A 12,678-nucleotide genomic window follows, 5' to 3' on the forward strand; every position below is an offset into this window, starting at 1 on the left:
GTTTTCTTTATTGAAAGATAAAGTGAGCGGTTTTTTGTGTGAAAGGAGGAACAAAATTGAATGCAAAAATCATTGCCATAGCCAACCAAAAAGGCGGTGTTGGCAAAACAACCACCTGTGCCAACTTAGGTATAGGTTTAGTTATGGAAAATAAGAAAGTATTACTTGTGGATGCAGATCCTCAAGGCAGTTTATCTATTAGCTTGGGGCATTCACAGCCAGATAGTATTGACACTACCCTTGCTACTATCATGGGAAAGGTGATTACTGATACAGCCTTTGAACCTAAAGAGGGTATTTTAAAACATGATGAAGGAGTGGATTTACTCCCTGCTAATATTGAGTTATCTAGCATGGAAGTATCCCTTGTTAATGCTATGAGCCGAGAAACCATACTTAAACAATACCTTGATACGGTGAAGAAGCAGTATGACTATATTCTTTTAGACTGTATGCCCTCTTTAGGAATGCTGACAATTAATGCCCTTGCTGCGGCAGATAGTGTAATCGTTCCTGTACAAGCCGATTATCTGCCAGCAAAAGGATTAGAACAGCTATTACAGACCATTGGAAAGGTACGCAGACAGATAAATCCCAAACTGAAAATTGACGGTATTCTCTTAACTATGGTAGATGGGCGTACTAATTTTGCAAAGGACATCAGTGCATTGGTAAGAGAGACTTATGGAGGCAGTATTAAAGTATTTAATGCTGAGATACCCCGTTCAGTAAAAGCAGCAGAAATTAGTGCGGAGGGAAAAAGCATCTTCGCCCATGACCCAAAAGGAAAGGTTGCAGAAGGATATAAAAGTTTGACTAAGGAGGTGTTGAAAATTGAAAAGATCCGCCAAAAACATAAAGCTGGCATCAGTAGATGATTTATTTTCCACAGAGGAAAGCAGAGCTGATGAAAACAGAGAGAAAATAGTGGAACTTCCTTTGACGGAACTATTTCCCTTTAAAGACCACCCATTTAAGGTAATTGACAATGAAGCCATGTTTGACACAGCAGAAAGTGTTAAACAATATGGTGTTCTTGTTCCAGCCATTGCAAGACCTCGTGATGAAGGTGGTTATGAACTTGTTGCAGGACATCGAAGAAAGAGAGCCTGTGAACTTGCTGAGCTTGATACAATGCCTGTAATAGTTCGTAACCTTGACGATGATGAAGCTGTTATTATTATGGTTGACAGCAACTTGCAGAGAGAAAATATCTTACCAAGTGAACGAGCCTTTGCATTTAAGTTAAAATTAGAGGCTATTAAGAGACAAGGTGCAAGGACTGATTTAACTTCTACGCAAGTTGCACAGAAGTTATCTGCTGAGAAAGTTGGTGATGATGCAGGGGTTAGTAAAGACCAAGTGCGTAGATATATCCGCCTTACCCACCTTATCCCAGAAATACTTTCAATGGTAGATGAAAAGAAAATAGCATTTAATCCTGCTGTAGAGCTATCATTCCTTAAAAATGAGGAACAGACCAACTTGCTTGATGCTATGGATATGGAGCAAGCTACTCCCTCGCTTTCACAGGCACAGAGGCTAAAGAAGTTTAGCAACGAAGGAAAATTAACCCTTGAGGTAATGAGTGCCATTATGAGTGAGGAAAAAAAAGGTGATTTAGATAAGGTAACCCTTACCGGAGATAAGTTAAAAAAATATTTTCCAAAGTCATATACACCTAAACAAATGGAGGAAACCATTATGAAACTACTTGAAGGATGGCATAAAAAACGGACAAGAGATCAAGAACGATAGACATTAGTATAGGCAGGAAAAGAGGTGATACTTATGGCAGTATTCAGAGTAGAAAAAACACGAGATTATACAGTTATGTCAAATCATCATTTGAGGAATACCGAGCTTTCATTAAAGGCAAAAGGATTACTATCCCTTATGCTTTCTCTTCCGGAGAACTGGGATTATACAACAAAGGGACTTTCACGCATATGTAAGGATGGTATTGATAGTATTAACAGTGGGGTAAAGGAACTTGAAGCCAATGGCTATGTTATTCGTAGGAGGTTACGCAATGAAAAGGGTCAACTTACCACTACAGAATATACTATTTTTGAGCAACCTCAACCCCTTGATACTAATGATATTCCACCTAAAGGGGAAAATCCAATCTTGGATAATCCAACACAGGAGAAACCAATACTGGAAAACCCAATCTTGGATAAACCTATCTTGGAAAAACCCCACCAATTAAGTACTAATATATTAAATACTGATTTATTAAGTATGGAGGTATCAAATCCTTATCCATCAAATCAATATCCAGCAAATAAAGAACCACAAGAAAAAAAGATGGGATATGATTCGATTGGATTGAAAAGCGTAAAAGAAGTCAGAGGACTGGTATTAAAAAATATTGAATACGAGTATATAAAAACTCACCATGACCGTGGACGCCTAGAAGAAATTGTAGAGCTTATGGTAGAAACTCTGTGCTCCACAAAGGACACTATCAATATTTCAGGAGATGATTACCCTGCACAGCTTGTTAAAGAAAAGCTGTTACGAATTAACAGCTTGCATATTGATTATGTATTTGAGTGCCTGAAAAAGACTACCACCTATATTCGTAACATCAAGAGATATCTACTGACAACACTTTTTAATGCTCCCTCAACTATAGACAACTACTACTCAGCACTTGTAAATCACGATTTTAAAGGAAAATATTAAGGCTTTTGCACCTGTTTTATAGGAATAGCAAGATGCCTTTTTTGTACCCAAAATTAGGAAAGGAGTTTTGAAGAATGAGAAGACCAATGGCATATATTACAGCTGCTTGGGGAAAGAACGAGTTTGAAAACACGGAAACCGCCGCTAAATATTGTAGAAAAATCTATGAGGCAGGGTTTACCCCCATGTGTCCCCTTTTATTTCTCCCCCTCTATTTAAACGATGAAATTCCAGAGGAGCATAAGGACGGGATTGATATGGCAAGGGATATGTTAAGGCGTTCCCGTGTGCTTGTGGTTTGCGGTGATGTGATAGATGAAAATGTAAAAAATGACATTGCCACTGCCGAGCGACTTCGTATTACAGCTACCACCCTTGAGGGAATTTTGACAGTCAAGGGACATGGGAGGGAAAAAGCCAATGGCTGACTATCTCCTTAGACGGTTGCTTGTTCCACCGTAATAAATATTTTCAAACCATGAAAGGAGGATTTTATTATGCAAGAAGAAGTAGAAAACAGGTCGGTAGCACTTGTTATCAACGGTACAAAGCTGACAGCAAGAACATTAAAATCAGCTATTCTTAAATATTTAGCATGGCGTAAAAACAAGAAAGTAAAAGAACCTGTAATTCCTCGTGGAAAGCAGAGCGTCAAAAACCTTGCAAAGCAAGACCAAGGACTAAGTAACATTGAGGTAACGGACAAAAATATCAAAAGTTTTGAACGTGTAGCAAAGAAATATGGTGTGGACTTTGCCATCAAAAAAGATAAATCTGTATCACCACCTAAATACCTTGTCTTTTTCAAGGGCAGGGATGCAGATGCCATTACTTCTGCCTTTACTGAATTTACAGCAAAGACTATGAGGAAAGCAGCAAGACCCTCTGTCTTAGCACAGCTTAAAAAGTTTACTGAGCTTGTAAAAAATACTATTACCGACAGGGTAAAATCCAAAAGCAAGGAGCAAAGCCTATGAATGGAAAAATTAGAAAGCTCCTTATTCTGAATATCCCCTATTTCTTGCTTGCCCTCTTCTTTACAAAGGTATCCCAGGCATGGAGGTATTCAGCAGGATTTGACCTTGGACAAAAGATATTAAATCTTAGGGAGGGTTTTTCAATAGCTTTTAATAGTCCACTCCCAAGCTTTTACCCACAGGATTTGCTCTTTGGTATTTTGATTGCCGCTATAATCCGTCTTGTTGTTTATATTAAAGGCAAGAACGCCAAGAAATATAGAAAAGGTATAGAGTATGGCTCTGCACGTTGGGGTAATGCCGGAGATATTCGCCCTTTTACAGACCCCGTATTCCAAAACAACGTAATACTAACGCATACAGAACGGCTTATGATGTCAAACCGTCCAAAGAATCCCAAGAATTCAAGAAATAAAAATGTGCTTATTGTAGGTGGCTCTGGTTCTGGTAAAACAAGATTTTGGCTGAAACCTAATCTCATGCAATGTCACAGCTCCTATGTGGTCACTGATCCAAAGGGTAGCATTGTTGTGGAGTGCGGGAAGTTATTACAACGAGAGGGTTATAAAATTAAAATTCTTAATACTATAAACTTTAAAAAATCCATGCGCTATAATCCCTTTGCCTACATCAAAAGCGAAAAGGATATCTTGAAATTAGTTACCACCCTGATTGCCAATACCAAAGGAGAAGGAAAGGCAGGAGATGATTTTTGGGTAAAGGCAGAAACTCTACTCTATACTGCTCTCATTGGATACATCTATTTTGAGGCTCCTGAACATGAGCAAAATTTCTCCACCCTCATTGAGTTTATTAATGCCTCTGAAGTTCGGGAAGATGATGAGGATTTTAAAAATCCTGTAGATTTAATGTTTGATGCCTTAGAGGAAAAAGACCCAGAGCATTTTGCTGTAAGGCAGTACAAGAAATATAAGCTGGCGGCAGGCAAAACTGCAAAATCTATTCTTATCTCCTGCGGTGCAAGACTGGCTCCCTTTGACATTAGGGAATTACGGGAGTTGACTGCCTATGACGAAATGGAACTGGATACCTTGGGAGATAGAAAAACTGCCCTATTTATAATCATCAGCGATACAGACGATACTTTTAATTTCTTGGTATCTATGGCATATACACAACTTTTCAATCTTCTATGCGACAAGGCAGATGATATTTATGGAGGTAGACTCCCCATTCATGTAAGATGCCTAATTGATGAAGCTGCAAACATTGGACAAATACCAAAATTGGAGAAATTGATGGCGACCATTCGTTCAAGAGAGATTTCTGCTTGCCTTGTTTTACAGGCACAAAGTCAACTAAAGGCTCTCTATAAAGACAATGCAGATACCATTATCGGCAACTGCGATAGCATGATTTTCCTTGGAGGAAAGGAGAAAACCACCCTCAAGGATTTATCAGAAACCCTTGGTAAAGAAACCATTGATATGTTTAACACTTCTGATACCAGAGGAACACAAAGAAGTTACGGGCTTAATTATCAAAAGCTGGGAAAGGAGCTTATGAGTATGGATGAACTTGCTGTAATGGATGGTGGCAAGTGCATTTTACAGCTAAGAGGTGTTCGCCCGTTTCTCTCCGAAAAGTATGATATTACACAGCACCCCAATTACAAATACTTATCGGATTTTGATAAAAGAAACACCTTTGATATTGAAAAATTTCTGTCCACAAAACTAAAACCAAAGCCTAATGAGGTATACGATGTTTACGAAGTTGACCTTACAGATGAGACTGAAACCGTATAGTAGCGGTTATTTTTTTACCTAAAAATAAAATAAAGAAATTAGGAGGATATGATTATGGCATTTTTTAATTCAGCAGTAGATGTATTACAGACACTTGTTATTGCCCTTGGAGCAGGACTTGGAATTTGGGGGGTTATTAATTTACTTGAAGGCTATGGAAATGATAATCCAGGTGCAAAATCACAAGGTATGAAACAACTCATGGCTGGCGGTGGCGTAGCACTGATCGGCATGACCCTTGTACCTTTGCTTTCCGGATTGTTCGGCTAAATTATGCAAAGCATCATCGACAGCATTACTGAGTGGCTCAAAGAGATGTTAGTCGGTGGTATTACGGAAAACTTATCGGGAATGTTTGATAACGTCAACCAAAAGGTTGGCGAAATCGCAGGGGAAGTAGGAATGACACCGTCAGCATGGAATGGCGGTGTCTTCTCTATGATACAATCCCTTTCCGAAACCGTAATTATACCAATTGCCGGCATCATCTTGACCTTTGTCATGTGCTACGAACTGATACAAATGGTCATTGAGAAAAATAATCTTCACGATATTGAAACTTTCATGTTCTTTAAATGGATTTTCAAAACCTTTGTAGCTGTAATGATAGTAACCAATACCTTTAACATCATTATGGGGATTTTTGATATGTCACAGCATGTGGTATCCAATGCCGCAGGAGTAATTATCTCAGATACCAGTATTGATATTACCGCCTCTATAGCAGATATGGAAACCCGGCTTATGGAAATGGAGCTTGGCCCACTGCTTGGAATATGGCTGCAAAGTATGTTTATAGGACTCACTATGAATGCCTTAACTATCTGCATTTTTGTAGTCATCTATGGACGTATGATTGAGATTTATCTTATGACTTCCCTTGGAGCAATCCCTTTTGCCACTATGGTAAACCGTGAATGGGGAGGCATGGGACAAAACTACCTGAAATCAATGTTGGCTCTTGGCTTTCAAGCCTTTCTCATTATGGTATGTGTAGGTATTTATGCAGTATTAGTACAATCTATTGCCACGGACAGCGACATTATGGCTGCGATTTGGACTTGTGTAGGCTATACGGTACTCCTATGCTTTACCCTATTTAAGACAGGTTCATTGTCAAAGAGTATTTTCAGTGCCCATTAACAAAATGAAAGGAGAATTTTATGGCTTATGTACCTGTACCAAAGGATTTAAGTAATGTAAAAACAAAGGTTGTATTCAATCTTACTAAAAGGCAGATAATCTGCTTTTCCATGGCTCTTGTGGTTGGATTGCCTTTGTTCTTCCTGCTAAAGGATAGGACAAATACAAGTCTTGCATCTCTGGTAATGATTTTCTCTATGTTACCTTTTTTCATGTTCGCTATGTATGAAAAGCATGGGCAACCTCTTGAGGTTATTTTAAAACATTACTTTGCTGTGCGTTTCTTAAATCCAAAACAAAGACCCTATAGAACAAATAACTTCTATGCCGTTATCATGCGGCAAGCAAAGCTAGATAAGGAGGTAAAGCACATTGTCACAGGCAAACAAAGTAACTCGCTCAAAGGCAAAGCTGACAAGAGCAGATAGGAAAGAAATTAATGCTGCTATTTTACGGGCAAGGAATACTAATAAAAAGGAAAAGTCAGCACAGGACAGTATTCCTTATCTGCGTATGTTTCCCGATGGTATTTGTCAAGTTACGGATCAGCTCTATACAAAGACCATAGGTTTTCAAGACATCAACTATCAACTGGCTCAAAATGAGGATAAGACAGCTATCTTTGAAAGTTGGTGCGACTTCTTAAACTACTTTGATAGCTCTATTTACTTTCAATTATCCTTTCTCAATATGACTGCCAACGCTAAAGATTATGAGAGCAGTATTGCTATCAAGCCACAGGATGACGATTTTGACAGTATCCGTACTGAATATGCAGATATGCTCCATAATCAGCTTGCAAAGGGAAATAACGGTTTGACGAAAACCAAGTATCTAACCTTTGGCATTGAGGCTGATAACATTAGAGTTGCAAAACCCAGATTAGAGAGAATTGAAAATGACCTATGGAATGGACTAAAGCGAATGGGAGTATCGGTAGAATCCCTTGATGGAAAAGAACGGCTAAAACTTTGCCATAATATTATTAGAATGGATGGCAATGAGCAGTTTAATTTTGACTGGAAATGGCTTGTGCCATCAGGACTATCCACTAAGGATTTTATTGCCCCCTCATCTTTTGAATTTCATGGGGGCAGAAGTTTCAAGACAGGTAATAAATATGGTGCAGTTTCCTTTTTGCAGATACTGGCCCCCGAGCTGAATGACAGGGTACTTGCTGATTTTCTTGATATGGAAAGCAATCTTTTAATTACCATGCACATTCAGTCCCTCGACCAAGTAAAGGCGATTAAGACCATCAAGCGTAAAATTACCGACCTTGATAAAATGAAAATCGAGGAACAAAAAAAGGCAGTCCGCTCAGGCTATGACATGGACATAATCCCCTCTGACCTTGCTACCTACGGTGGAGAGGCTAAAAAGCTCCTTGCAGATTTACAGAGCAGAAATGAGCGAATGTTCCTTATGACATTTCTTGTAATGAATACCGCCGATAATAAACAAGAGCTTGAAAATATTGCATTTCAGGCATCTGGAATTGCACAAAAACACAACTGTATGCTAATAAGATTGGACTTTCAGCAAGAGCAGGGCTTTATGTCCTCTTTACCTCTTGGATTAAATCAGATTAAGATACAAAGAAGTCTTACTACTTCTGCTACAGCAATCTTTGTCCCTTTTACCACACAGGAGCTATTTCAATCAAGGGGAGAGCCTTTGTATTACGGCTTAAATGCCCTAAGCAACAATCTCATCATGGTAGACCGAAAAAGGCTGAAAAACCCCAATGGTTTAATTTTGGGAACTCCGGGAAGTGGTAAGTCCTTTTCTGCAAAGCGTGAAATAACCAATATCTTTCTTATTACCAGTGATGACATTATCATCTGTGACCCCGAAGCAGAGTATTATCCCCTTGTAGACCGATTAGGAGGGCAGGTAATTAAGATTTCCCCTACATCTGGAGACTATATCAACCCTATGGATATTAACCTTAATTATTCTGATGATGAAAGCCCCTTATCCTTAAAATCGGATTTTATATTATCCTTGTGTGAATTAATTGTAGGTGGTAAAGAAGGATTACAGCCTGTGGAAAAAAGTATTATAGACCGTTGTGTCCGACTTATTTATGCTGATTACCTTGCTGACCCTGTAGCAGAAAAGATGCCTATATTGGAAGATTTATATAATGCCCTTGCAAATCAGCAGGAAAAAGAGGCACAGCATATTAGAGCCGCCCTTGAAATCTATGTAACTGGATCATTAAATGTATTTAATCACCGTACCAATGTGGATATTACTAATCGTCTTGTCTGCTTTGATATAAAGGAATTAGGTAAGCAATTAAAGAAACTAGGTATGCTCGTGGTACAAGACCAAGTTTGGAATAGAGTAACAGTAAACCGTGCTGAAAAGAGAGCGACCCGTTACTATATGGATGAATTCCACCTGCTTTTGAAGGAAGAACAGACAGCTGCCTATTCTGTGGAGATATGGAAAAGGTTTAGAAAATGGGGAGGAATTCCTACAGGCATTACCCAAAATGTTAAAGACCTACTATCTTCTCGTGAAGTTGAGAATATCTTTGAAAACTCCGACTTCATCTATATGCTTAATCAAGCATCGGGAGATAGACAAATTTTAGCAAGACAGCTTAACATCTCCCCACATCAGCTTTCCTATGTAACTCAATCAGGAGAAGGTGAAGGACTATTATTTTATGGGAATGTGATATTACCATTTACAGATAAATTCCCAAAAGATACGGAACTCTACCGTATTATGACCACTAAGCCAACTGAAACACATGAAAAATGATTAATAATATGCTACTATATACAAAGAGATGATAAAATAATTTCTTTGTGGAGTGAGATAATGAATAAGATAACAGACTTAATGGATTTAAAAAATAATTCTCCATTTATAAAAATAATGATAGCTGAAACTGAAGTGGAAATTCAAGTATTTTTTAGTATGAATTGTTGTAAAGTTTTTTTTGAATGTCGCGATAATGGAGATAGTTTTCGTACTGCTTTTGCCAAATCAATTTTCCATATGTATAAACAGGAAAAAAGTAACGAAGATCTTTTTACAGAAAATGACTTTATAGGAATTACAGATACTGAATTAATTCTTATTCTTGATACGATTCTTGCACAAGATAATAGAGTTAAATTAGAGTATGAAAAAATAGATTGTCCAAATGTATATGAGAAATTTTATATTGCTAATAAAGAAGTTTTAAAAAGTGCAACAGCTGGAATCTCTATGTCGCTGAAAAGAATGTCAAGAACATTTGAATTGCAAAATAAACCTTTAATAACTTCAATTAGCAGTGCAATAAGTAATATTTTAGTTCCAACAGAATCCTTGTCTGGTTTGGCATCTACGGCATCTAAGATGACCCATTATGACTTTACTTCATTTCAATCTGTATTAAATAGTGTACCAAAACTTCAATTACCAGAACTAACCACTGTTTTATCCAATATTCCTAAACCCATCTTTGATATACAAACTATATTTTATCCACTTCATAATATGATGGAAAACTTGCACTCTATTAATGATAACTTAGCACATAGATTACATGACTCTATAATGCAGATGTCAGAAGTGACTCAAAAAATAATATCTTCCATAGACTTTTCATTATTAATTTATCGTAAAGAGTGGAGCGAGCAAAGAGAAACATTGTTAAGATATGGATGGTTTTATTCGGACGAATTACCAGAAGAACTTGTCAATAGCATTCATATCAAGAGAGAAGAATTGAGCATTGAAGATGTTGATAAAATCATTGTAGATTATTTTCGCCAGAACAGGTGCGAAGCTTTAAAAAAAATGGTTAAACGATGGGAAACTTTAGATTACTTTCATTGTCGCGAAAGAATATTCCATGAGGCTTTGGTCAATCACTCTAGGAAATATTATAACTCTTCAGTAACGCTATTAACTATACATACTGAAGGTATAATAACTGATTTTGTAAGAACAAACCTGAAAAATCCTAGATTTAAAGTGCAAAAAGCGATTGAGGATATAAAAATAGAGCTAAATGAAAAGGAAGATGTATCGATTTATGAGTTTGAAGTATACAGTGATGTTATTGAACGAATTGAGGAGGCTTTCAATGAAAACTTTAATCATGCCGACCCAGATACAGCGTCAAATAAGTCACGGCATAAAATAGCCCATGGACATGCCTATGAAATAGAAAATGAAGTTAATTCTTTAAAACGATTTTTATATCTCAATGAAATACATTGTTTATTTTCAAGACTTAGCAATCTAGAATAATTTAAACATAACCCGTCAATTGGCGGGTTATTTTATATTAAAATTAAATCTAAGAATAGGAGGTGTTTTATGAGCCAAAACAGTAAAAGACCATTCCGTCCTGCTGGAAAGGTATCAAGGCTTACATTTACTAATGAAGAACGTGCCGACCCTGAACTTGAAAAACCCTTAAAGAAAGCAGAAAAAGCAGGGGATAAATTAGAAAAGGCACAGGATAAAATACCGAAGAAAAAATATATCAATAAAGAACGCACTTTTGATGCCCAAACAGGCAAAGCAAAGGTGCGTTTATATTTTGAAGAAACAGATAAACCCAAACCACCATCTAAGCTGCATCATGCTGTTAAGACAATTCCACAGAGGGAGTTGCTTAATAAAATTCATAAGGAGATCCGTGAGGGTGAACAGGACAATGTAGGCGTGGAGGCAGCTCATAAGACAGAGCAAGGCATGGAGTTTGGAGCAAGACGAATACACAGTGGCTATCGTAGTCATAAGCTGAAACCCTATCAAACCCTTGCCAAAGCAGAAAAACAGACAGTTAAAGCAGAGGTAAATTATCTTTATAAAAAGAGTTTACGAGATAATCCCAAAGTTAGCGCCAATCCAATATCCCGTTGGCAGCAAAAGCAAGCAATTAAAAAACAATACATTGCAAATCGGTATGGAAAAGGTGCTAAGACAGCTCACCAAACAGCTAAGAATACAAAAACAGCAGTAAAAAAGACAACAAGTGCCACTGAAAAAATCACACAATTTATTGTCAGAAATAAAAAGGGCATTTTGATTGCCCTTGGAATTGGGGCAGTCCTTATGTTTTTAATAAGTGCAATATCTTCCTGCTCCATTATGATGGAGGGCGGTTTTCAAAGTATAGTAGGAACTTCTTACACTTCTGAGGACGAGGATATAATAGCCGTAGATGATGATTATACCCTACTGGAACGAGCATTACAGGCACGCATTAACAATATAGAAAGCGAGTATTCAGGGTATGACGAGTACCAATATCATTTAGATGAAATCGGACACAATCCCTTTACCCTTGCCTCTTATCTAACCGCAAAGTTACAGGTATATAAAAGGTCCGAGGTACAGGATGAACTTAGGGTCTTGTTTGATGAACAATACTCCCTTACTACCCATGAAGAAATAGAAGTACGTTACCGAACAGAAACACGCACTGATACATGGATGGATGAGGAGGGGAATATCCACAGTGACACTTATACGGTAGAAGTTCCCTATGACTATTACATTCTTCATATTACTCTGAAGAATAAAGACATCAGCATTATTGCTGACAGCCATTTAACTGGGGAGCAGTATGAAATGTTCAGTGTGTATATGGAAACCCAAGGTAATAAGTCTTACTTGTTTGAGGGTAATATTTATGCTCCTAATATGGGTGAATATACAGATTATGATATACCACCAGATGCACTGACCGACCCTGCTTTTGCTGCTCTTATTCATGAGGCGGAAAAGTATTTAGGCTATCCCTATGTATGGGGTGGCAGCTCCCCCTCTACCAGTTTTGACTGTTCTGGCTTTGTATGCTGGGTGTTAAACCAATCAGGAGTATACTCCATAAGCCGAACAACTGCACAAGGTATTTTTAATCAATGTGCCATAATACCACCAAGTGAAGCAAGACCCGGAGATATTATCTTCTTTACAGGGACTTATGCAAGCAGTGGTGCAGTATCTCATGTTGGTATTTATGTTGGAAATGGCATGATGATCCACTGCGGAAACCCCATACAGTATACCTCTGTAAATAGCACCTATTGGACACAACATTTCTATGCCTATGGGCGTTTGGATTAGGAGGG

The 12,678-nt window shown here is 37.8% G+C and carries 12 protein-coding genes; all 12 read left to right on the top strand.

Translation table 11 applies throughout. The features are described from left to right. The first annotated feature begins 38 nt into the window (after positions 1 to 38). The 12 genes from H8707_RS00165 to H8707_RS00220 all read left to right on the top strand — a co-directional run bounded on the left by H8707_RS00165 (position 39) and on the right by H8707_RS00220 (position 12,673). A complete protein-coding gene (locus tag H8707_RS00165; protein WP_449406480.1) occupies positions 39 to 878 on the top strand; it encodes a ParA family protein in 840 nt (279 codons plus the stop codon). Next, on the top strand, positions 835 to 1,758 hold the full coding sequence (locus H8707_RS00170) for a ParB/RepB/Spo0J family partition protein (RefSeq protein WP_262428121.1): 924 nt from the start codon (positions 835 to 837) through the stop codon (positions 1,756 to 1,758). The genes H8707_RS00165 and H8707_RS00170 overlap by 44 nt, the downstream gene beginning before the upstream one ends. Positions 1,759 to 1,791: 33 nt before the next feature. Next, positions 1,792 to 2,691: a helix-turn-helix domain-containing protein gene (locus tag H8707_RS00175; RefSeq protein WP_262428122.1), complete on the top strand. Its 900-nt coding sequence runs from the start codon at positions 1,792 to 1,794 to the stop codon at positions 2,689 to 2,691. A 74-nt stretch (positions 2,692 to 2,765) separates the two neighbouring features. Further along, positions 2,766 to 3,119, top strand: coding sequence for a DUF7768 domain-containing protein (locus H8707_RS00180; RefSeq protein WP_262428123.1), 354 nt, complete (start codon positions 2,766 to 2,768; stop codon positions 3,117 to 3,119). A 69-nt stretch (positions 3,120 to 3,188) separates the two neighbouring features. Next, on the top strand, positions 3,189 to 3,668 hold the full coding sequence (locus H8707_RS00185; protein WP_262428124.1) for a PcfB family protein: 480 nt from the start codon (positions 3,189 to 3,191) through the stop codon (positions 3,666 to 3,668). After that, entirely contained in the window at positions 3,665 to 5,437 is a 1,773-nt protein-coding gene (locus H8707_RS00190; protein WP_262428125.1) for a VirD4-like conjugal transfer protein, CD1115 family, read from the top strand. The genes H8707_RS00185 and H8707_RS00190 overlap by 4 nt, the downstream gene beginning before the upstream one ends. A 54-nt stretch (positions 5,438 to 5,491) precedes the next feature. Further along, positions 5,492 to 5,707, top strand: a complete 216-nt coding sequence (locus tag H8707_RS00195) for a Maff2 family mobile element protein (RefSeq protein ID WP_073184654.1) — start codon at positions 5,492 to 5,494, stop codon at positions 5,705 to 5,707. Between the two features lie 3 nt (positions 5,708 to 5,710). Continuing rightward, complete coding sequence (locus H8707_RS00200; RefSeq protein WP_262428126.1) at positions 5,711 to 6,580, top strand: VirB6/TrbL-like conjugal transfer protein, CD1112 family; 870 nt, start codon at positions 5,711 to 5,713, stop codon at positions 6,578 to 6,580. Between the two features lie 20 nt (positions 6,581 to 6,600). Continuing rightward, positions 6,601 to 7,008 (top strand): PrgI family protein, encoded by a 408-nt coding sequence (locus H8707_RS00205; RefSeq protein ID WP_262428127.1) that lies wholly within the window; start codon positions 6,601 to 6,603, stop codon positions 7,006 to 7,008. Beyond that, the gene (locus tag H8707_RS00210) at positions 6,953 to 9,358 is read left to right on the top strand and encodes a VirB4-like conjugal transfer ATPase, CD1110 family (RefSeq protein WP_262428128.1); all 2,406 of its coding nucleotides are present in this window, start codon (positions 6,953 to 6,955) and stop codon (positions 9,356 to 9,358) included. Before H8707_RS00205 ends, H8707_RS00210 begins: the two co-directional genes overlap by 56 nt. Before the next feature lie 60 nt (positions 9,359 to 9,418). Then, the gene (locus tag H8707_RS00215; protein WP_262428129.1) at positions 9,419 to 10,843 is read left to right on the top strand and encodes a hypothetical protein; all 1,425 of its coding nucleotides are present in this window, start codon (positions 9,419 to 9,421) and stop codon (positions 10,841 to 10,843) included. Between the two features lie 69 nt (positions 10,844 to 10,912). Next, on the top strand, positions 10,913 to 12,673 hold the full coding sequence (locus H8707_RS00220; RefSeq protein ID WP_262428130.1) for a C40 family peptidase: 1,761 nt from the start codon (positions 10,913 to 10,915) through the stop codon (positions 12,671 to 12,673). Positions 12,674 to 12,678: the final 5 nt, after the last annotated feature.

Source organism: Paratissierella segnis (assembly GCF_014385195.1).
Taxonomy (GTDB): Bacteria; Bacillota; Clostridia; order Tissierellales; family Tissierellaceae; genus Paratissierella; species Paratissierella segnis.